Origin of the sequence: Streptomyces sp. NPDC044571 (assembly GCF_040647115.1) — a bacterium.
GTDB lineage: Bacteria > Actinomycetota > Actinomycetes > Streptomycetales > Streptomycetaceae > Streptomyces.
In genome coordinates, this window is sequence record NZ_JBEZBN010000001.1 from 62,948 (window position 1) to 83,569 (window position 20,622).

Annotated in this window: 14 protein-coding genes; 3 read left to right on the forward strand and 11 right to left on the reverse strand. The window is 73.6% G+C overall.

Annotated features, from left to right (window positions below):
- Positions 1–26: 26 nt before the first annotated feature.
- Together AB0B01_RS00235 and recQ are read right to left on the reverse strand one after the other, a co-directional pair.
- Complete coding sequence (locus tag AB0B01_RS00235; protein WP_361711431.1) at positions 27–3,203, reverse strand: DUF3376 domain-containing protein; 3,177 nt, start codon at positions 3,201–3,203, stop codon at positions 27–29.
- 159 nt (positions 3,204–3,362) lie between these two features.
- On the reverse strand, positions 3,363–5,348 hold the full coding sequence (gene recQ, locus AB0B01_RS00240) for a DNA helicase RecQ (RefSeq protein WP_361711432.1): 1,986 nt from the start codon (positions 5,346–5,348) through the stop codon (positions 3,363–3,365).
- Between the two features lie 354 nt (positions 5,349–5,702).
- On the opposite strand from recQ, the gene AB0B01_RS00245 reads away from it, so the two are divergent.
- The 3 genes from AB0B01_RS00245 to AB0B01_RS00255 all read left to right on the forward strand — a co-directional run bounded on the left by AB0B01_RS00245 (position 5,703) and on the right by AB0B01_RS00255 (position 9,501).
- On the forward strand, positions 5,703–7,115 hold the full coding sequence (locus AB0B01_RS00245; protein ID WP_361711433.1) for a family 2B encapsulin nanocompartment shell protein: 1,413 nt from the start codon (positions 5,703–5,705) through the stop codon (positions 7,113–7,115).
- Positions 7,116–7,239: 124 nt separating this feature from the next.
- Positions 7,240–8,589: a family 2 encapsulin nanocompartment cargo protein terpene cyclase gene (locus AB0B01_RS00250; RefSeq protein WP_361711435.1), complete on the forward strand. Its 1,350-nt coding sequence runs from the start codon at positions 7,240–7,242 to the stop codon at positions 8,587–8,589.
- Between the two features lie 15 nt (positions 8,590–8,604).
- The gene (locus AB0B01_RS00255; protein ID WP_361711437.1) at positions 8,605–9,501 is read left to right on the forward strand and encodes a geranyl diphosphate 2-C-methyltransferase; all 897 of its coding nucleotides are present in this window, start codon (positions 8,605–8,607) and stop codon (positions 9,499–9,501) included.
- Between the two features lie 111 nt (positions 9,502–9,612).
- On the opposite strand, the gene AB0B01_RS00260 is transcribed toward AB0B01_RS00255, so the two are convergent.
- The 9 genes from AB0B01_RS00260 to AB0B01_RS00300 all read right to left on the reverse strand — a co-directional run bounded on the left by AB0B01_RS00260 (position 9,613) and on the right by AB0B01_RS00300 (position 20,607).
- Positions 9,613–10,122 (reverse strand): O-acetyl-ADP-ribose deacetylase, encoded by a 510-nt coding sequence (locus AB0B01_RS00260; RefSeq protein WP_361711439.1) that lies wholly within the window; start codon positions 10,120–10,122, stop codon positions 9,613–9,615.
- On the reverse strand, positions 10,122–11,540 hold the full coding sequence (locus AB0B01_RS00265; RefSeq protein ID WP_361711441.1) for an NAD(P)/FAD-dependent oxidoreductase: 1,419 nt from the start codon (positions 11,538–11,540) through the stop codon (positions 10,122–10,124). The genes AB0B01_RS00260 and AB0B01_RS00265 overlap by 1 nt, the downstream gene beginning before the upstream one ends.
- A gap of 51 nt (positions 11,541–11,591) precedes the next feature.
- Complete coding sequence (locus AB0B01_RS00270; protein ID WP_361711443.1) at positions 11,592–12,413, reverse strand: inositol monophosphatase family protein; 822 nt, start codon at positions 12,411–12,413, stop codon at positions 11,592–11,594.
- 101 nt (positions 12,414–12,514) lie between these two features.
- Entirely contained in the window at positions 12,515–14,029 is a 1,515-nt protein-coding gene (locus AB0B01_RS00275; RefSeq protein ID WP_361711444.1) for an NCS1 family nucleobase:cation symporter-1, read from the reverse strand.
- Positions 14,030–14,062: 33 nt separating this feature from the next.
- Positions 14,063–15,064, reverse strand: coding sequence for a TIGR03842 family LLM class F420-dependent oxidoreductase (locus AB0B01_RS00280; RefSeq protein WP_361711446.1), 1,002 nt, complete (start codon positions 15,062–15,064; stop codon positions 14,063–14,065).
- Between the two features lie 14 nt (positions 15,065–15,078).
- On the reverse strand, positions 15,079–16,479 hold the full coding sequence (gene hydA, locus AB0B01_RS00285; protein WP_361711448.1) for a dihydropyrimidinase: 1,401 nt from the start codon (positions 16,477–16,479) through the stop codon (positions 15,079–15,081).
- Positions 16,480–16,496: 17 nt separating this feature from the next.
- A complete protein-coding gene (locus AB0B01_RS00290) occupies positions 16,497–17,798 on the reverse strand; it encodes an aspartate aminotransferase family protein (protein ID WP_361711449.1) in 1,302 nt (433 codons plus the stop codon).
- Entirely contained in the window at positions 17,795–18,637 is an 843-nt protein-coding gene (locus tag AB0B01_RS00295) for a nitrilase-related carbon-nitrogen hydrolase (RefSeq protein ID WP_361711450.1), read from the reverse strand. The genes AB0B01_RS00290 and AB0B01_RS00295 overlap by 4 nt, the downstream gene beginning before the upstream one ends.
- Positions 18,638–18,801: 164 nt before the next feature.
- Positions 18,802–20,607 carry a hypothetical protein gene (locus tag AB0B01_RS00300; protein ID WP_361711452.1) on the reverse strand — a complete coding sequence of 602 codons (1,806 nt, stop codon included), beginning with the start codon at positions 20,605–20,607 and terminating at the stop codon, positions 18,802–18,804.
- Positions 20,608–20,622: the final 15 nt, after the last annotated feature.

Sequence of the window (20,622 nt, forward strand, 5' to 3'; positions counted from 1 at the left end):
GCGTCGGCGCGGCCGCCCGGCTCCCGCTACCGGGGCTTCGGACGCGTGTACAGCCAGGGGAGGACGAAGGTGACCCAGGACAGGACGGCGTAGAGGATGAGGGCGGCCCACCATCCGCCGAGCCCGCACCGGCCGGCCTGGACCAGCGCCGCGATCACGCCCGCGGCGAGCGCGGCGGCGGGGAGCAGCAGCCGGCGGTCGGTGGCCGTGTACAGCACGGCCGCGGCGGCGAGGGCGAACGCGGCGCCGACGACCAGGGTGCAGGCCCAGGGGGCGAGCCCGGGGGTGGTCAGGCCGCGCAGCCGCCACAGGGCGACCGGCGGTCCGGCCAGGAGCACGTACGCGAGGCTGCGCGGCCGGGCGGGGGCGCCCCACCGGTGCGGGGCCGCCGCGAGGGCGGTCATCGCGTAGAGGGAGAGCGGGACGTGGGCGGGGAGCGAGGACCACTGCCCGGTGCTGAAGGCGACGCCGGTCCACATCAGCACCGCCGCGGCCAGGGCCGCCACGGGGGCCACCACACCGCTCAGGGCCGGTAGGCAGACCAGCGGCTTCAGCACCCCGAGCAGCCCTTGCAACACGCGGGCCCGGGCCCTGCCGGTGGGCTGGAGCGCCGACCAGGCCAGCAGTCCGGCGCGCAGGACCGCCCGGCGCGGGTCCCGCGCGCGCAGCAGCAGCCCGACGTCCTCGGCGCCGATGGCCCGGAAGGAGTCCATCGCCGCGTCGAAGGCGGCGGGCGTCCTCAGGGGCGGCGGGTCGGGCAGCGGGTCGGGCGGCCTGTTCCCGCCGCGGAAGCCCCGGGCGTGCAGGGCGGCGATGAAAGGCAGTTCCTCGCCGAGGATCTCGTGCTGGCGGACGGCGGTGAGCACGCCCCGGACCCGGTCCCAGCGGGCCGCGCCCGGATTCCCGTTGACGTCGGCCGCCCAGAGTTCGGTGAAGCGGGGGCCGGGCGCCAGTGCGGCGGCGATGTCCTCTCCGAGGGTCACGAGGTCGCTGTCCTCACCGAACGCGGCGGCGAGCCGCTCGTCGGAGGCGACGACGGAGACCAGGGACGCGGCGCCGTCGAGCCGGCCCCAGGTCCAGTCGCTCGCGCGCCAGCGGGCGCTCAGGAATGACGCGCAGTCGTTGAGCCGGCTGCCGCTGAGCTTCGCCCTGACCAGCTCCTGCGGGGAGTCGGGGGAAGCGCCCCGCAGCACCGCGCGGGTGGCCCAGCTGGTGTCGGCCGCCGAGACGGTGTGGAGGCCGATGTCGGCGGCCTCGGCCAGCGGATCCGGACGCAGCGGTCCGAGCAGTACCTCGGCGAACGCCAGGGCGTCGGCCATCGGCGGACCGGTGCCGGCGGCGGCCTCGTGGAGGGCCTCGAAGCCCGCGGTGCCGGGGGGCAGCCGGGCGCCGATGTCCTCGGCCAGCTCCGCGAGGCGCTCCCACAGCTCGTGGAAGCAGTCGGCGGACGCGCCCGCGGGGCGTGCGGGAGCCGCGGGGGCGGGGCCGCCGGTGACGGCCTGCGCCAGGCTCACCGCCCAGGCTTCCCACCGGGCGGGCGCCGCGCCGGACGGGGGCGGGTCGAAAGCCTCCAGCCATCGCCTCGCCGCGGTGTACGGGGCGGTGACGTCGGCGGGGACGAGGCCGCGGAGCAGCGAGGTCCGGTAGGTGGCCAGCAGCAGCCGGTCCCGGGCCGCGATCAACGTGGCGACGGCGAAGCGGCAGGCGTACAGCCGCTCGCGGAGCTCCTTCACCAGCTCCGTGTCCACCGGCGCGCCGCCCGATTCGTACGCCTGCACCCAGTCCATGAGCAGCCGCACGGTGCGGGCCGGCGCCAGCGGTGAGTACCCGGGGGCCGGCAGGGTGTCGGGCCCGACGGCCAGCTCTCCGCCCGCCGCGCGCAGCCGGGCGAAGAGGGTCGCCGAGCCCTCGCCCGCGCTCTCTTCCAGCGCGTCCAGCGGCCCCGGTCCGGAGGGCAGCGGCAGCACGTCCGGGCCTGTCACCTCCGCCGGGTCCGCGAGCAGCCGCATCAGCCGGAGGGCCTCCGCCCCGCCGACCGTGTGGCGGTACGTCCCCAGCCGGGCCCACCCCGCGTCGTACAGGCCGGCGAGGCTCGGCGGCAGCACTCCGGTGACGGCCGGCCACTGCCGGGCAGCTGCTTCGGCGGCCCGGAGTTCGAGCGCGTCGTCGCGCAGGGACTCCGCGCCGGCCTTCGCGGCCAGGGTCCTCGCCGCGCTGTGCACCAGCCGGGCGGCCCGACGGCCGCCGGCCGGTCCGGGAGCCGGCGGGAAGGGTGGTACGGGCTGCAGGAAGAGCAGCCTGCGGTCGGCCTTGCGGAGCACCGGGGCCCCCGCGATGGCCCGCAGCGCCCAGGCGACGGGGAGGTGGTCCAGGACGCCGCCGTCCATGAGCTCGGCGCAGCCGTCCGGGTCCTCGTCCGGGTAGCCGGTCTCGCTGCTGACTCCGCGCATGTCCACCGGCAGCGGGTCCCGGACGGGCCGGGAGCGGTTGCCGACGTAGACCCGGCCCGGTTCGAAGGCTCCCGGAAGCGAGGAGGAGGTGCGTGCCGCGTAGGCCAGCCGGTCCAGGGCGGTCTCCCGGGCGGTACCCGTCGACTCGTGCGGGAAGTCGGTCAGGGCGCCGCGGTGCCGGAAGCGGAACGTGGCGTTGGACCGCCCCGCCGGCAGCGGCCTGCCGAGGGTGGGGCGCACCCGGTCCGGGCGGGGCCGCAGCCGGGTCGCGGTGAGGATCAGCCGCAGCGAGGCGGGCGGCCGCCGGCCGGGTGGGGCCTGGTCCACGAGGGTGCCGAGCGCGCTGCGCAGCTCCTTGTAGAGGACCTCGTCCCCGCGCATCAGCGAAGCCGGTGCGTGGAAGGGCGTCGGGCGGCGCAGCAGGCCTTCGAGGTCGCCCAGGCGCAGCCAGAGGTCGCGCACGCCCCGGCCGAAGGGCATTCCGTACACGAGGTGGCAGGCCAGCAGCACCCCGTTGAGGCCGCCGGCGCTGGTGCCGACGAGGACGTCGATGTCGACGTCCTCGTATCCGCAGGCTTTGAGCAGTGCTGCGTAGAGACCTGTGTCCGGACCGGGTGCCTGTCCGGCCGCCGCCCGCAACGCCGCGGTCTCGCAGCAGGCTCCGCCCGTCCAGACGGCGAGGCCGAGGCCACCGCGCATCGCGAGGGCCAGGCGCAGTTCCGTGCTGCGCGGGGCCGGCCGGTCGTCGCTCATGCCTCCAGCTTGGGCCCGGACCAGGCGGGTCGCACCCGGGCGGCGGGGCCCGCCGGGGGCGGGGGCCGGGTGACCGAAGTCCCGTACGGGCGCGGGGATTCGGGCCGGAACGCGAGGGGACGGGCCGGCCGGGACCGGTGGGCACCCGCCGTGTGCGGGCTACTCCCAGTCGTCCCAGGGCGGGTCCGTGTCGTCCGGGTCGAAGGGCGGTTCGTCCTCGTACGGGGCCGCCTGCCGGGGCAGGGGTGCTGCCTCGGAGGGAGCGGCTGCGGGCGCCGGGGATCCGGGCGCGCCGGCCTCGGACAGCGCCTCCAGGATGCCCTCGGCGTACTTGGCGAGCTTGGCCTCGCCGACGCCGTTGACGGTGCCCAACTCCTCGACGGTGGCGGGCAGTCGCGTCGCGATCTCGCGCAGCGTTGCGTCGTGGAAGACGACGTACGCCGGCACGCCCTGCTCGCGCGCGGTCGCGGCCCGCCAGGCGCGCAGCGCCTCGAAGACCGGCAGGGCCGCCTCGGGCAGGTCGACCGGTACCCGCGGGCCCTTCCCGGAGCGCGAGCCGGACTCCTTGCGGGCCGGCGCGGCGGCCGGCACCTTCTCCTTGCGCATCGAGAGGGTCCGGCGGCCGCCGAGCACCTCGCCGCTGGCGTCCGTCAGCACCAGCGTGCCGTACTCGCCCTCGACCGCCAGCAGACCCAGCGCGAGGAGCTGCCGGACGACACTCCGCCACTCCGCGGTGCTCAGGTCCGCGCCGACGCCGAACACCGACAGCGCGTCGTGGTCGAACTGGATGACCTTGGCCGTCTTCTTTCCCTGCAGGATGTCGATGATCTGGCCGGCGCCGAACTTCTGCCGCCGCTCCCGGGCCAGCCGCCACACGGTGGACAGCAGCTTCTGTGCCGCGACCGTGCCGTCCCAGGATTCGGCGGGTGTCAGGCAGGTGTCGCAGTTGCCGCAGGGCTCGCCCGGCTGGCCGAAGTACGCCAGCAGCCGCACCCGGCGGCAGCCGACCGTCTCGCACAGGGCGAGCATGGCGTCCAGGTGCATGGCGAGCGAGCGCCGGTGCGTCTCGTCGCCCTCGGAGCCCTCGATCATCTTGCGCTGCTGGACGACGTCCTGCAGCCCGTACGCCAGCCAGGCCGTGGCCGGTTCGCCGTCGCGGCCGGCCCGGCCGGTCTCCTGGTAGTAGCCCTCGACGGACTTCGGCAGGTCCAGATGGGCCACGAACCGTACGTCCGGCTTGTCGATGCCCATGCCGAACGCGATCGTGGCCACCACCACGACCCCGTCCTCGCGCAGGAAGCGTGCCTGGTTCGCGGCGCGCGTGCGGGCGTCCATTCCCGCGTGGTAGGCCACCGCGTCGATGCCCTGCTCCGCCAGGAAGGCGGCCGTCTTCTCCACCGACGCGCGCGAGAGGCAGTAGACGACTCCGGCGTCCCCGTCGTGCTCGGTCCGGATCAGTTCCAGCAGCTGCTTGAGCGGGTTGTTCTTGGGGACGATCCGGTACTGGATGTTCGGCCGGTCGAAGCTGGCGACGAAGTGCCGGGCGTCCTCCAGGCCCAGCCGTGCCGCGATCTCGCCGTGCGTGGCCTCGGTGGCCGTCGCGGTCAGCGCGATCCGCGGCACCTTCGGCCAGCGCTCGTGCAGCATGGACAGCGCGAGGTAGTCCGGGCGGAAGTCGTGGCCCCACTGCGCCACGCAGTGCGCCTCGTCGATCGCGAAGAGCGACACCGTGCCGCGGTCGAGCAGCCGCTGCGTCCCCTCGGTGCGCAGCCGCTCGGGCGCCAGGTAGAGCAGGTCCAGCCGGCCGTCGAGGAAGGCGTGCTCGACGGCGCGCCGCTCGTCCGGGTCCTGCGTGGAGTTCAGGAACCCGGCCCGCACCCCGAGCGCGGTGAGCGCGTCCACCTGGTCCTGCATGAGGGCGATCAGCGGCGAGATCACCACGCCCGTGCCCTCTCTGACCAGGGCCGGGATCTGGTAGCAGAGCGATTTGCCGCCACCGGTCGGCATCAGCACCAGCGCGTCGCCGCCCGCCACGACATGGTCGATGACCTGCTGCTGCTCGCCGCGGAAGGAGTCGTACCCGAAGACGCGGTGGAGCACCTGGAGGGCATCGGGGATCTCGGTGGACGCGTCCGGAAGGGTCATCCCAAAAGCCTAGCGGCCTCCCGGAACACCTCGTGCGCCTCGTGCGCCTTCCCGCCCAAGCGGAACGGGAGCCTCAGCCGGCCGGGACGCCGTCCCGGACCGGGCCGGTGGCGCCGCCGTGTCCGGGCGCGCTCGCGACCGGGGCCGAATATCGTCGGCCGCCCCGATAAACGCCACGCCGGACAAGATCACTGCATCGAGGTAAAACGAACGGCTCCAGGGTCGAGTGGCTGTACCGGCTAATACTGTTCCCCGTGATCTGGACGGATTCCCAGACATTCACCCCCTTTTTCCTCTTTCACCGGTGACGCACCCGTATGCCGCTCGCCGCCCTTGCGAAGGAGACCTCGCCCGATGACCGTTGACACCAGCCCGGAAGCCCAGCTGGAGCCCCCGCGGCAGTCCAGCCTGGGCACGGCGGCCGCCCGCAACCTTGCCACCACGACCAAGTCCGCCCCGCAGATGCAGGAGATCACCTCCCGCTGGCTGCTGCGGATGCTCCCCTGGGTGGAGACCAAGGGCGGCGCCTACCGGGTGAACCGCCGGCTGAGCTACACCGTCGGCGACGGGCGCATCGAGTTCGTCCAGGACGGCGCCAACGTCCAGGTGATCCCCCGCGAACTCGGCGAACTCGCCCTGCTGCGCGGCTTCGACGACCTGGAGGTGCTGACTGCGGTCGCCGGCCGGTGCGTCCAGCGCGACTTCCGGGCCGGCGAGGTGCTGGTCGAGCGCGGCACCCCCGCCGAGCAGATCCACCTGATCGCCCACGGCCGGATCAGGCAGACCTCCGTCGGCAAGTACGGCGACGAGGTCGCCGTCGCGGTCCTCGCCGACGGCGACCGGTTCGGCGAGCACGCCCTGCTGGACGGCGGCGGCAACTGGGACTACACCGCCACCGCCGAGACCGGCGGCACCCTGCTCACCCTGTCCCGTGCCGACTTCGCCGCCGTGCTGTCCGGGGCGCCGCAGCTCCAGGACCACATCCGGCAGTTCAGGGCCCTCCCGCAGCAGCGGCAGAACCGCCACGGCGAGGCCGAGATCGCGATGTCGGCCGGCCACACCGGCGAAGCGGAGCTGCCCGGCACCTTCGTCGACTACGAGCTGAAGCCCCGCGAGTACGAGCTCTCGATCGCGCAGACCGTGCTGCGGATCCACACGAGGGTCGCCGACCTTTACAACGGGCCGATGAACCAGACCGAGGAGCAGCTCAGGCTCACCATCGAGGCGCTGCGGGAGCGCCAGGAGCACGAGCTGGTCAACAACCGGGAGTTCGGCCTGCTCCACAACGCCGCCTTCAAGCAGCGGATCCAGACCCACTCCGGCCCGCCCACCCCGGACGACCTCGACGAGCTGCTCTGCCGCCGCCGCGGCACCAAGCTGATGCTCGCCCACCCCAGGACGATCGCGGCGATCGGGCGCGAGTTCAACGCCCGCGGGCTCTACCCGGACCACGTCGACGTCGGCGGCCAGCAGGTGCCGGCCTGGCGCGGGGTCCCGATCCTGCCCTGCAACAAGATCCCCATCAGCAAGGAGAACACCAGCTCGATCCTGGCCATGCGCACCGGCGAGGACAACCAGGGCGTCATCGGCCTGCGCCAGACCGGCCTGCCGGAGGAGTACGAGCCGGGGCTGTCGGTGCGCTTCATGGGCATCGACGAGAGGTCGATCATCTCCTACCTGGTCACCACCTACTACTCCGCCGCGATCCTGGTGCCCGACGCGCTCGGCGTGCTGGAGAACGTGCAGATCGCCCGCAGGAACGACTAGGCCCCTCCTCCCGATCAGGCCCGAGGGGACCTGCCCGACGGCCACGACGGCTCGGAGCTGACCCGGGCCGACCGAGCATGCCCGGGGTTCGGGACAGCCCACCCATCTCACCAAGGAGCCACGGATGCCCGATCCCGGGCTTTCCCCTGTGCAATCGAGCCTGCCTGCCGCTGCCGCCCGTTTCGGGGCCCATGTCCTCGCCGGCGCCCAGGCCCCCGCCCCGGACGCGGCCCCCGTCCCGGACGCGGCCCCCGCCGCCGGTGACGCCGCCGTCGTCCGGCGCGCCCTGCCGACCGCGCCCGTCCTGCCCTTCGGTACCGCCCCCGCCGCGGGAGACGTGCCCGCACCCGTGGAGGGCGCCGCCGAGGTGAGGCGGGCGAGCCCCGCCCTGGAGCGGATCCTGCGCGGGCCCAGCGGCCTGGGCACGACCACGCTCCATTTCGCCCGGCCCGAGGCGCCGCCGCCGCCCGCGGTTTCGGCGGGGGGACCGGCGGCGGGCCGGCCCATCCCGGGCCTCTACCACCACCCGGTGCCGGAGCCGGACCCGGTGCGGGTGGAGGAGGTCAGCCGCCGGATCAAGCGATGGGCGGTGGACGAGGTCCAGGCGTACCCCCCGGAGTGGGAGGACCAGTTCGACGGCTTCTCCGTGGGCCGCTACATGGTCGCCTGCCATCCGGACGCCCCGACCGTGGACCACCTGATGATCGCCACCCGGCTGATGGTCGCCGAGAACGTGGTGGACGACGTCTACTGCGAGGACCACGGCGGCTCGCCCGTCGGTCTTGGCGGAAGGCTTCTGCTGGCGCACACGGCCCTCGACCCGGTCCACACGACCCCGGAGTACGCGCCCGCGTGGGCGGAGTCGCTCCTCTCGGACGCGCCGCGACGGTCCTACCGCTCGGCCATGGAGTACTTCGTCCGGGCGGCCACCCCCTCCCAGGCCGACCGGTACCGGCACGACATGGCCCGGCTGCACATGGGATACCTCGCCGAAGCCGCCTGGGCCCAGACGGAGTACGTCCCGGAGGTGTCCGAGTACCTGGCGATGCGCCAGTTCAACAACTTCCGGCCCTGCCCCACCATCACCGACACCGTCGGCGGCTACGAACTCCCGGCGGACCTGCACGCGCAGCCGGCCATGCAGCGGGTCATCGCGCTGGCGGGGAACGCCACGACCATCGCCAACGACCTGTACTCGTACACCAAGGAACTCGACGCCTCCGGCAAGCACTTGAACCTGCCCGTGGTGATCGCCGAGCGCGAGGGCCTCTCCGACAAGGACGCCTACCTCAAGGCGATCGAGGTCCACAACGACCTCATGCACGCCTTCGAGGCCGAGGCCGCACAACTGGCCGCGGCCTGCCCGGTACCGAGCGTCCTGCGCTTCCTGCGGGGAGTGGCCGTGTGGGTCGACGGCAACCACTACTGGCACCAGACCAATACCTACCGCTACAGCCTGCCCGATTTCTGGTAACGATGGGACTTGTCCGTGACTAGCACCGATCTCACCACCGCCACCGCCACCCCGGCCGACACCTCCTTGTTCATCCCCGGCCCGGCGACGCCCTACCAGGGCGACATCGCCCGCTACTGGGACCACGAGGCAAGGCCCGTGAACCTGCGCCTCGGCGACGTCGACGGCCTTTACCACCACCACTACGGCATCGGCGACATCGACCACGCCGCCCTGGGCGACCCCGGCGACAGCAGCTACGAGAAGAAGCTGATCGCCGAGCTCCACCGCCTGGAGTCGGCGCAGGCCCAGCTCCTCCTCGACCACCTGGGCCCCATCGGACGCGACGACACGCTCGTCGACGCCGGCTGCGGCCGCGGCGGCTCGATGGTCATGGCCCACCAGCGCTTCGGATGCAAGGTCGAGGGCGTCACCCTCTCGGCCAAGCAGGCCGACTTCGCCAACCAGCGCGCCCGCGAACTCGGCATCGAGGACCACGTCCACGCCCGCGTCTGCAACATGCTCGGCACGCCCTTCGAGACCGGCCAGGCCGCGGCCTCGTGGAACAACGAGTCGAGCATGTACGTGGACCTGCACGACCTCTTCGCCGAGCACTCCCGGGTCCTCGCGGTCGGCGGCCGGTACGTGACCATCACCGGCTGCTGGAACCCGCGTTACGGCCAGCCCTCGAAGTGGGTCTCCCAGATCAACGCGCACTTCGAGTGCAACATCCACTCCCGCCGGGAGTACCTGCGCGCCATGGCCGACAACCGCCTCGTACCGCAGGCCGTCATCGACCTGACTCCCGCGACCCTGCCCTACTGGGAGCTGCGGGCCACGTCCTCCCTGGTCACCGGGATCGAGGAGGCGTTCATCAACTCCTACAAGGACGGGTCCTTCCAGTACGTCCTGATCGCAGCCGACCGCGTCTGAGCGACCGCCGGCCGCCGACCCGCAGGGGCCGCGCCCGTCATCCGACGGGCCCGGCCCCTGCGCGGTTCACGCCCTGCGCGGTTCACGCCCCTGCGCGGTTCGGGCCACCGCTCAGGCCACGGCCGCCTCGAAGGCCGCGTACGCCTTCTCGTCGAAGAGGACGAAGCGGACCTCCTCGACCCCGGTGTCGCAGGCGCGGACCGTTTCGACGGCGATCCGCGCCCCGTCGTCCATCGGCCAGCCGTAGATGCCGGTGGAGATCGCCGGGAAGGCCACCGTACGGGCGCCCAGCTCGTCGGCGACGCGCAGGGATTCGCGGTAGCAGGAGGCCAGGAGCTCGGAGCGGTCCTCGCCGGCGGACCAGACCGGGCCGACCGTGTGGATCACCCACCGGGCCGGGAGCCGGCCCGCCGTGGTGGCCACCGCCCGGCCCGTGGGCAGGCCCTTGCCGTAGTGGGAGGCGCGCAGGGCCCGGCATGCCTCCAGGATCTCCGGGCCGCCGCGCCGGTGGATGGCGCCGTCCACGCCTCCGCCGCCGAGCAGCGAGGAGTTCGCGGCGTTGACGAGCGCGTCGGCGTGCTCGGCGGTGATGTCGCCGCGGACGAGGGTGATCCGGACCATCAGGTGGCCTTTCGCAGGTGGCGCCAGACGGCCTTGGCCGCGTTGTGGCCCGACATGCCGTGCACGCCCGGGCCGGGCGGGGTGGCGGAGGAGCAGAGGAAGACGGCGGGGTGGGGGGTGGTGTAGGGGGACAGGGAGAGCCTGGGGCGCAGCAGCAGTTGGAGTCCGGAGGCGGCGCCGCAGGCGATGTCCCCGCCGACGTAGTTGGGGTTGCGGGCGGCGAGCTGTGGCGGCCCTGCGGTGGCTCGGGCGAGCACCAGGTCGCGGAAGCCGGGTGCGAAGCGCTCCAGTTGGCGCTCCACGGCCTCGGTGAGGTCGCCGTCCCAGCCCGCGGGGACGTGCCCGTACGCCCAGAACACGTGCTTGCCCTCGGGCGCCCGGCTCGGGTCGACCAGGCTGGGCTGGGCGGTGATCAGGAAGGGGTTGCGCGGGGCGCGCCCGCCGGCGGCCAGGTGCAGGGCGGCGTCGATGTCCCGGGCGCGCGGGCCGATCTGTACGGTGCCGGCGCGGCGGGGTGCCTCGGCGGTCCACGGCACCGGGCCCGACAGCGCGTAGTCGATCTTGAACACGGCGGCGCCGTACCGGTAGTGGTCGTAGACGTGGCCCAGGCGGGCGATCCGGGCCAGCGCGGTCGGCGAGGTGTCGAAGACGTACGCGCGGGCCGGCGGCAGGTCGTCGAGGCGTTTGACCTCGAAGCCGGTGTGCACCGCGGCGCCCAGGTCGCGCAGGTAGCCGGCGAGGGCGTCCGAGAGGGACTGCGAGCCGCCGCGCGCCATCGGCCAGCCGCCCGCGTGCGCGGCGAGGGCGAAGACCAGGCCGACGGCGCCGGTGGCGATCCCGCCCAGCGGGGCGATGACGTGCGCGACGAGCCCGGCGAACAGCGCCCGCGCCCGCTCGTCCTGGAAGCGGCGCATCAGCCAGGTCGACGGCGGCAGGCCGGTGAGGCCGAAGCGGGCCAGGGTGACCGGGTCGCGGGGCAGGGCCGTCGACGGCAGGGACATGAAGTCCCGGGCCAGGGTGTCCCACTTGCCGAGGAACGGCTGCACCAGCCGCCGGTAGGTGCCCGCGTCACGCGGCCCCAGGGAGGCCGCCGTCTCGGCGACGGACCGGGAGAGCACCGCGGCCGTGCCGTCGTCGAAGGGGTGCGCCATGGCCAGCGGGGCGTGCAGCCACTCCAGCCCGTACCGCTTCAGCGGCATCGTGGCGAACACCGGGGAGCCCGCTCCGAGGGGGTGCACCGCCGAGCAGGGGTCGTGCCGGAAGCCAGGGAGGGTGAGCTCCTCCGTCCGGGCCCCGCCGCCGACGGACCCGGCGGCTTCGAAGACGGCCACGGAGAAGCCGCGCCGGGCCAGTTCGACGGCGGCGGTCAGTCCGTTCGGGCCCGCCCCCACCACGACCGCATCGAGGATCGACGGCACTTGCGACTCCTTCGTACGGCGGCGACGGCGGCTCGGTTCCAGGATATGGGGCTATCCGCGCAGCAGGTCGCGGATGCGGTGCGCCGTGGGCTCGTCGCGCCCCACCGCGAACGGCAGCTCGTTGTCCCGGTCCACCCGGAAGGGCACCCCGGCGACGGTGCTCTGCGCGCCGCCCGCCTCGGCGACCAGCAGCAGGCCCGCCGCGTGGTCCCACGCCGAGGGCCAGGTGAAGGCGAGGCCGTCCATCTCGCCGCGCGCCACCTTCAGGTACTCCAGGCCCGCCGATCCGCAGGGCCGGGCCGCGACGCCCGGCACGTCCAGCCGGGCCAGGATCCGCTTGTGCTCGTCGGAGGTGTAGAGCGGGTGGGCCATGGCGACCCGCAGGTCGCTGCCGGGGTCCGGCGAACCGCTATGGATCAGCTCGCCGTTGACGTACGCACCCTGGCCGCGCACGGCCGTCGCCAGCTCGTCCAGCGCCGGGGCGAAGGTCCAGGACGCGAGGATCTCCCCGCGCAGGGCCAGGGCGACCAGGGTGCAGAAGGCGGGGTCGCCGTTCACGAACTGCCGCGTACCGTCGACCGGGTCCACGATCCACACCGGGGCCTCGTCCCGCAGCGCCCCGTACACCGTCGGGTCGGCGTGCACGGCCTCCTCGCCGACGACGGCGGAGCCGGGCAGCAGTCGGGTGAGCGAGGCCGTCAGGTGCTCCTCGGCCTTGCGGTCGGCAATGGTCACCAGGTCGTGGGGACCGCTCTTCTGGTCCACCTCGTGGTCGGCGAGCTGCCGGAATCTCGGCATGATCTCGACGGCCGCCGCCTTGCGGACGGCTTCTTCCACCGCGGACAGGTCTCGGGCCAGGAACTGTTCGATCATGTCTCCATCACACCACGCCCGGCTGACAAACCCCACCCGCGGTTCCGGCGGCCGGGCGCACACCAGGTGGCCCCCGGGTGAACCGGCAGCGGATCCCCGCCTCACCCGGGCGGCTGCGCGGACGGGTGCTCCCGGCGGGTGAGGGCCGCGTACAGCAGCAGGGACGAGGCCAGGCCCACCGCCCAGCCGTAGTCCGCGAGGGGCCGCAGGAAGGGGATCAGCCCGTCCTGGGGGAAGGGCCCGTGGCCGGGTGCCGAGTGGGAGCCGCCGATGGCCAGGACCCCGCCGACCAGGAAGGCGGCCAGGGCCCGCGGATTCCAGCCGCCGCTGTACCAGTACGGGCCCGCGTCGCGGTAGAGGTCGGGCAGCGAGAGGTGGGTGCGCCGCACGATCCAGTAGTCGGCGATGAGGATGCCGGCGACCGTGCCGAGCAGGCCGCCGACCAGCCCCAGCCAGGTGAAGATGTAGAGCTCGGGGGTGGAGGTCAGCTTCCACGGCATGATCAGCACGCCCACCACGCCGGTGATCAGCGCCCCCCTGCGGAAGTTGATCAGGCGCGGTGCCAGGTTGGCCAGGTCGTAGGCCGGAGAGACGACGTTCGCCGCGATGTTCACCGAGATCGTCGCGACGAGCACCGTCACCAGGGCGTACAGCAGCCCGAAGATGCTGTCGGTCTTGGAGACCAGCGCCACGGGGTCCCAGATCGGGGTGCCGTACACCGCCTCGGAGCCGGAGGTGACGAACACCGACAGCAGCGCGAAGAGGGTCATCGTCGTCGGCAGCCCCAGCGTCTGCCCGATGATCTGGGAGCGCTGTCCGGCGCCGAACCGGGTGAAGTCGGGGATGTTGAGCGAGAGGGTGGACCAGAAGGCGATCATCCCCATGAGCGAGGGGAAGAAGACCGGCCAGAACTCCGCGCCCCAGCCGAGCCGGGAGGGCTGGTCGAGCAGGTGGCCGAAGCCGCCCGCCTTGAGGCCGATCCACACCAGGAGGACGAGGGCCCCGACGATGACGAAGGGCGCGGCCCAGTTCTCGAAGCGCCGCAGCGTGTCCATCCCCCGGTAGATGATGGCCAGTTCCAGGGCCCAGAAGAGGATGAAGCACAGCCACAGCGTCCAGGGCTGGCCGCCGATCCGCTCGGCGTCCGCCCAGCCGCCGAAGATCTTCCCGAGCAGCACGAAGATCCCGGAACCGCCGATCCAGGTCTGGATCCCGAACCAGCAGCAGGCCACGGCCGCCCGGATCATCGCGGCCAGGTTGGCCCCGCGCACTCCGAACGAGGCCCGTGCCAGGACCGGGAAGGGGATGCCGTACTTGGGGCCGGCGTGCCCGGTGAGCAGCATCGGCACCAGCACGATCAGGTTGGCCAGGGCGATGGTGAAGACGGCCTGCTTCCAGTCCATCCCCAGGGCCACCAGGCCCGAGGCGAGCATCCAGGAGGGGATGTTGTGCGCCATGCCGACCCACAGGGCCGCGAAGTTGTACGTCGTCCAGCGCCTGGCCTCGACCGGCACGGGCAGCAGGTCGGGGTTGGCGAAGCGGCCGTCGGACGGGACGTCGCCGGGGGCGAGCTCCACGCGGTCTTCGGCGGCGTCGGTCGTCGGGTGGTTCGGCATGAGCGCGCGTCCCTTCGGGTCAGGAGGTGTGCGTCAGGCTCTGAACACCGGGATGACGTGCTGTCCGTACGCCTCGATCACGGACTCCCGCGCGTCGTGCATGGCGTAGACCGCGAACTGGTCGACGCCCAGGTCGCGCAGGGCCTCCAGCTTCCGGATGTGCGCCTCGGGCGGGCCCAGCAGGCAGAAGCGGTCGACGATCTCGTCCGGCACGAAGTCCGTGGACGGGTTCCCGGCGCGGCCGTGGTGGCTGTAGTCGTAGCCGTGGCGGGCCTTGATGTATTCGGTGAGCTCCTCCGGGACCATGCCAGAGTGCTCTCCGTACCGGCCGACCAGGTCGGCGACGTGGTTGCCGACCATGCCGCCGAACCAGCGGCACTGGTCGCGGGCGTGGGCGAGGTCCTCGCCGACGTAGGCGGGGGCCGCGACGCAGACGGTGATCGCGTCCGGGTCCCGGCCGGCCGAGGCGGCGGCGTCGCGGACCGCCTTGACCATCCATTCGGTGAGGTAGGGGTCGGCGAGCTGGAGGATGAAGCCGTCGGCCTTCTGGCCGGCCAGGGCCAGGGCCTTCGGCCCGTACGCCGCCATCCAGACGGGGAGTTTGCCCTCCCGCACCCACGGGAGGCGGATCGGGCTGCCGTCGACCTCCGCCTCGCGCCCCTCGGCCAGGTCCCGGATGGCCTCGATGGCCTCCCCGAGTCGGGCGAGGGTGTTCGGCTTGCGTCCTGCGACGCGCATCGCGGAGTCGCCGCGTCCGATCCCGCAGACCGTGCGGTTGCCGAACATGTCGTTGAGGGTGGCGAAGGTGGAGGCGGTGACCTCCCAGGTGCGGGTGCCCGGGTTGGTGACCATCGGGCCGACGTGCATCAGCCGGGTGTGCTCCAGGATCTGGCTGTAGATGACGAAGGGCTCCTGCCACAGCACGGCGGAGTCGAAGGTCCAGCCGTAGCGGAAGCCGTTGCGCTCGGCGCGCCGCATGAGGCTGACGACCTGGGAGGCGGGCGGGTCGGTCTGCAGGACGAGTCCGAAGTCCAAGGGACCACAGCTCCTTAGAGGTACTGGCAGGTGGAGCGGGGGATGAACACGCCGTGGCCGGCCCGGCCCGTGTAGGTGCGCCGGTCGATGACGAGTTCGCCGCGCGAGAGCACGGTGTCGACGCGTCCGGTGATCCGCTTGCCCTCGTACGCCGAGTAGTCCACGTTCATGTGGTGCGTCTCGGCGGAGATGACCTGCTCGGCGTGCGGATCGTAGAGGACGATGTCGGCGTCGGAGCCCGGCGCGATGGTGCCCTTCTGGGGGTAGAGGCCGAACATCCGGGCGGGGGCCGCGCAGGCGATCTCGATCCAGCGGCGACGGGTGATGTGCCCGTCCAGGACGGCCTGGTGCAGGAGGTCCATCCGGTTCTCGACGCCCGGCAGCCCGTTGGGGATCTTGGAGAAGTCGTCGCGGCCTAGCTCCTTCTGGCCTTTGAAGCAGAAGGGGCAGTGGTCGGTGGAGACCACCTGGAGGTCGTCGGTGCGCAGCCCCCGCCACAGCGCCGCCTGGTGCTCGCGGGGGCGCAGCGGGGTGGAGCAGACGTACTTGGCGCCCTGGAAGTCGGGCTCCGCGAGGTTGTCGGTGGACAGGAACAGGTACTGCGGGCAGGTCTCCCCGAAGACGGGCAGGCCCTTGTCGCGGGCGGCGGCCAGCTCGGCCACCGCCTCCTCGGCCGAGACGTGGACGACGTAGAGCGGGGAGCCGGCCACTCGGGCGAGCTGGATCGCCCGGTGGGTGGCCTCGGCCTCCAGCAGCACCTTGCGGACCTCGCCGTGGTGGCGGGGGTCGGTCTCCCCGCGGGCCAGGGCCTGTTCGACGAGGACGTCGATCGCGATGCCGTTCTCGGCGTGCATCATGATCAGCCCGCCGTTGCCGGCGGCCCGCTGCATGGCGCGCAGGATCTGCCCGTCGTCGCTGTAGAAGACGCCGGGGTAGGCCATGAACAGCTTGAAGGAGGTGACGCCCTCCCCGATCAGGCGGTCCATCTCCTTCAGGGTCCCCTCGTTGACGTCCGAGAGGATCATGTGGAAGGCGTAGTCGACGGCGCACTTGCCGTCGGCCTTGTCGTACCAGGTGTCGAGCCCCTCGCGCAGGGCGCGGCCCATGCTCTGCACGGCGAAGTCGACGATGGTGGTGGTGCCGCCCCAGGCGGCGGCCCGGGTTCCGGTCTCGAAGGTGTCCGAGGCGGCGGTCCCGCCGAAGGGGAGCTCCATGTGGGTGTGTGCGTCGACCCCGCCGGGGATGACGTACTTCCCGCTCGCGTCGATCGTCCGGTCGGCCGTCCAGGCTTCGGCGGCCGCCGAGCCGTGCGCCGCGAGGGCCGCCACCCGGCCGTCCTCGATCAGCACGTCGGCGTGGACTTCGTCGGCGGCGGTCAGGACGAGACCGCCGCGGATCAGGGTGCGGGTGCTCATGTACGTCTCCCCCGGTGTCAGTTGCCGTGCACGCTGCGGAGTGCCCGGGCAAGGATCTCGGCTCCCTCTTCCGCCTCGGCGACGGTGAGCGAGAGGGGCGGCGCGATGCGCAGCACGCTGGTGTTGTGGCCGCCGCCCTTGCCGAGCAGCAGGCCTCCCTCGCGGGCGGCCTCCAGGACGGCGGCGGCCGCCGCCGGGTCGGCCTCGTCGGAGCCGGGCCTCGTCAGCTCCAGCCCGGCCATCAGGCCCCTGCCGCGTACCTCCCGTACGGCGGGCACCGTGGCGGAGATCGCGCGCAGCCGCTCCAGGAGCAGGCCGCCGACGCGGCGGGCGTTGCCCTGGAGGTCGTGCTCCAGCAGGTAGCCGAGGTTCGCCACGCCGGCGGCCATGGTGACCGGGGAGCCGCCGAAGGTGGAGATGGAGTTGGTGTCGATGCAGTTCATCACCTCGGCGCGGGCGACGACACCGCCGATGGCCATGCCGTTGCCGATGCCCTTGGCGAAGGTGAGGATGTCCGGCGGGCCGCTCTGCGCATGGGCCTGCCAGCCCCAGAAGTGGTCGCCGGTGCGGCCCCAGCCGGTCTGCACCTCGTCGCTGATCCACAGGATGCCGTGTCGGTCCAGGACCTCGCGGAAGGCCCCGTACAGGCCGTCCGGCGGGGAGGTGAACCCGCCGACGCCCTGGATGGGTTCGGCGATCAGGGCGGCCACGCCGCCGCGGGCCTGGCCGAGCACGTCTTCCAGGTCGGCGACGGCGGCGGCGGTGAACTCGGCGTCGGACAGGTGCGCGAAGGGACCGCGGGTGCGGACGGCGCCGTGCACGTAGTACGTCTGCAGCGGCGAGAGGCTGGTCGGGGACCAGCCGCGGTTGCCGGTGATCGAGACGGTGGAGAAGGACCGGCCGTGGTAGCTGTTGCGCATCGCCAGGATCTGGTTGGAGCGGCGGTACGCGGTCGCGAGCAGCAGCGCGGTGTCGTTGGCCTCGGTGCCTGAGGTGGTGAAGAAGACCCGGGCGTCGGGGATGCCGGACAGGGCGGCGATCCGCTCGGCCAGCTCGATCATCGGCCGGTTGAGGTAGAGCGTGGAGGAGTGGATGAGCCGCCCGGCCTGCTCCGAGACGGCCTTGGTGACCTCGGGCAGGGCGTGGGCGGTCATCGTGGTGAGGATGCCGCCGAAGAAGTCGAGGTAGCGGTTGCCGTCGGCGTCCCAGACGTGGCGGCCCTCGCCGTGGGTGAGCTCGATGGGGCGGTCGTAGTAGAGCGCGAGCCAGTCGGGCAGGACGGACCGGTGGCGGTTGTGCAGGGGGATCGGGTTGGTCACGGCTGTACGAGCCCTCCGTAGGCGTCGGGGCGGCGGTCGCGGTAGAAGGCCCACTGGTCGCGGACCTGTTTGATCAGGTCGAAGTCGAGGTCGCGGACGAGGAGCTCCTCCTCCTTGTCGCTGGCGGCCTCCCCGACGAACTGGCCGCGCGGGTCGACGAAGTAGCTGGTGCCGTAGAAGTCGTTGTCGCCGTACTCCTCCCGGCCGATGCGGTTGATCGCGGCCACGAAGTACTCGTTGGCGACGGCCGCCGCCGGCTGCTCCAGCTGCCACAGGTACCCGGACAGGCCGCGGTGCGTGGCGGACGGGTTGTAGACGAGCTGCGCTCCGGCCAGGCCCAGGGCGCGCCAGCCCTCGGGGAAGTGGCGGTCGTAGCAGATGTAGACGCCGACGCGGCCGACGGCGGTGTCGAACACCGGCCAGCCGAGGTTGCCCGGGCGGAAGTAGTACTTCTCCCAGAAGCCCTTGACCTGGGGGATGTGGTGCTTGCGGTACTTGCCGAGGTAGCTGCCGTCGGCGTCGATGACGGCGGCGGTGTTGTAGTAGAAGCCGGCGTCCTCCTCCTCGAAGACGGGCACGACGATCACCATGCCGGTCTCACGGGCGAGTGCCTGCATACGGCGGATGGTGGGGCCGTCGGGGACGGGCTCGGCCCAGCGGTAGTGCTCGGGCTCCTGGACCTGGCAGAAGTAGGGGGCGTTGAACACCTCCTGGAAGCCGATGATCTTCGCGCCCTGGGCGGCGGCCCGGCGGGCGTGCTCCTCGTGTTTGGCGATCATCGACTCGGTGTCGCCGGTCCAGGTGGCCTGGACGAGTGCGGCGCGGACGACTTGGGCCATGAGCTGCTCCTCGCGACGGGAACGCCGGCTTCTACGCACGTAGACGGTGAGGTACGTGATGTACGTAGGGATGTAGAACGTAGGCCTCGTCACTGCGTGGGGCAAGAGCGCCGTGCGCGGTTGGAGTAGTCGATCACGTTACGCCGCATCCTGGTCGATTACGGTCAGGAGGCGGGCAGTTTCGCGACTCGCAGGGCGTGTACGAGGTCTCGGCGGCGGCTGTCGGAGAGGGCCTCGGCGGCTCGGAGCAGCCGGGGGCCAAACCACTGCGGGGCCCGGCGGGCGAGGCCGGCCGCCTCCTGCGGGGTGCGGACCAGGACGAAGGCTCCGAGCAGGGCGTCGGCCTCGCGGGACCGGCCGGCCTCCGCCAGGGCCAGGGCCGCGTCGGCGATCTCGGCGGTGGGCCGGGCGACGCCCTGGCGCAGCAGCGTCTCGCAGTCGGCGGTGCGGCCGGCCTCGGCGAGGGCGGCGGCGGCCGCGGCGAGCTGCTCGGGCGGGAGCGAGGCCGCCTCCCACAGGAGGGTGGCCCAGTCCGCGCCGAGCCCGGCGCGGGCCAGCGCGTCGGCGAGGCCGGGCAGCCGCTCGGCGGGCCAGGCGGCGGCCTCGCAGAGCAGGGCGTGCGCCTCCCCGCCCCGCCCCTGCCCCCGGAGGGCCAACAACTCCCCGACCACGGCCCCGACGGCCCGCCCCGAGCCGGAGGCGACACCTGCCCCCGGACCCCCGGCGCTCCCGTCCGGCCAAGCCCTACCGGAGCCCGGCTCGGCGGAACCGTCCGGCCAAGCCGTGCCGGGGGCCGGGCTGCCGGGCGCGGGCGGCCAGGCAGCCTCGGCACCCGGGCCGGCGGAAGCGGCCGCGGCGGCCCAGGCCGTGGCCGGGCCGGGGTCTGCGGGGGTGGCCGGGGAAGGAGGCTCGGAGTGCGGGGGTTCCGGGGTGCGGTCCGGGCGGCCGAAGCGGGCGCCGCGGGGTGGTGCGGACTCGGCCGGGTAGCCCGGTGGCGGGGTGAAGACCGGGGCTTCGGGGGCTGCGGCCCCCGCGTACCGGGCCCCGCCGGACCGCCGCTCCCCGCGCAACCACCGCCCCTCGGCCCGCCGTACGGGCGGCTGCGGCACACGGTCCCCGGCGTCCCCGGAGCGCTGCCGCGGCACCCCTGGCAACGCCTCGGGCCCGGGTTCCCCGGCTGCCGTCCCCCCGTCGGCCCGGGCCGGCTCCGGCGCTGCGAAGGCCCCGGACCCGCCGGGCTCCGGTGCCGGCCGGACCGGCGCGGCCCCCGCGAAAGCCGGCCCGGGCCGGGGCTGCTCCCGGTCCCCCGGGGGCAGCCCCGGCCCGGGCCAGGGTTGCTCCGGATCCGGCGTCGCGGCGGGGGCAGCCGACCCCGCAGGGGCGGGGCGGGACCATGCGGGGCCGGTGGGGGCGCCCGGCAGGTCGGGGCCCTGCCCGGGCGGGGCCTCCGGGGCGGACGGGGCCGGGCCGGGGTGGAGGGCGGTCAGGCGGGATGCCAGGTCTGCTTCGCGGGAGGTGGCCCTGGAGGCGTCGTCGCGGGTCCAGGTCAGCTCCCGGGACAGGGCCTCCGCCTCCGCCCCGGCCGGCAGCGCGGCCAGGCGCTCCGCCAGGGCCCGGACCGCCGCCTCCGCAGCCGCCCGCTGCTCGGCGGCCGCCGCGAGCAGGGTCCGCAGCTCCTCCGCCCCGCCCGGCAGCCGGTCCCACGCGCTGACGGCCGCCGTCCGCAGCCGCGCCGCGTACTGCCGCTCCCGCTCCGCGAACTCCGCTCCCCGGTCCCGCGCCAGATCGCCGAGCAGCGACTCCACCACGTCCCACGGCGGCATCGCGGCCCCCTCCAGACAGGCCCGCACGCCCTCCGGATCCCGCCGCAGGAACTCCCCGTACCAGCCCGACCCGGGGTCGAGCCGCTGCGCCAACCCCCGCAGGTAGTCAGAGAGTTGCCCGATCGCCAGTGAAGTCGCGGTCTCCATCCCCGCATTGCATCC

Bases quoted from the DNA above. Each gene is read 5' to 3' on its own strand.
- AB0B01_RS00235 (WP_361711431.1), bottom strand. From the start codon at position 3,203: ATGAGCGACGACCGGCCGGCCCCGCGCAGCACGGAACTGCGCCTGGCC.
- recQ (WP_361711432.1), bottom strand. From the start codon at position 5,348: ATGACCCTTCCGGACGCGTCCACCGAGATCCCCGATGCCCTCCAGGTG.
- AB0B01_RS00245 (WP_361711433.1), top strand. From the start codon at position 5,703: ATGACCGTTGACACCAGCCCGGAAGCCCAGCTGGAGCCCCCGCGGCAG.
- AB0B01_RS00250 (WP_361711435.1), top strand. From the start codon at position 7,240: ATGCCCGATCCCGGGCTTTCCCCTGTGCAATCGAGCCTGCCTGCCGCT.
- AB0B01_RS00260 (WP_361711439.1), bottom strand. From the start codon at position 10,122: ATGGTCCGGATCACCCTCGTCCGCGGCGACATCACCGCCGAGCACGCC.
- AB0B01_RS00270 (WP_361711443.1), bottom strand. From the start codon at position 12,413: ATGATCGAACAGTTCCTGGCCCGAGACCTGTCCGCGGTGGAAGAAGCC.
- AB0B01_RS00275 (WP_361711444.1), bottom strand. From the start codon at position 14,029: ATGCCGAACCACCCGACGACCGACGCCGCCGAAGACCGCGTGGAGCTC.
- hydA (WP_361711448.1), bottom strand. From the start codon at position 16,479: ATGAGCACCCGCACCCTGATCCGCGGCGGTCTCGTCCTGACCGCCGCC.
- AB0B01_RS00295 (WP_361711450.1), bottom strand. From the start codon at position 18,637: ATGGCCCAAGTCGTCCGCGCCGCACTCGTCCAGGCCACCTGGACCGGC.
- AB0B01_RS00300 (WP_361711452.1), bottom strand. From the start codon at position 20,607: ATGGAGACCGCGACTTCACTGGCGATCGGGCAACTCTCTGACTACCTG.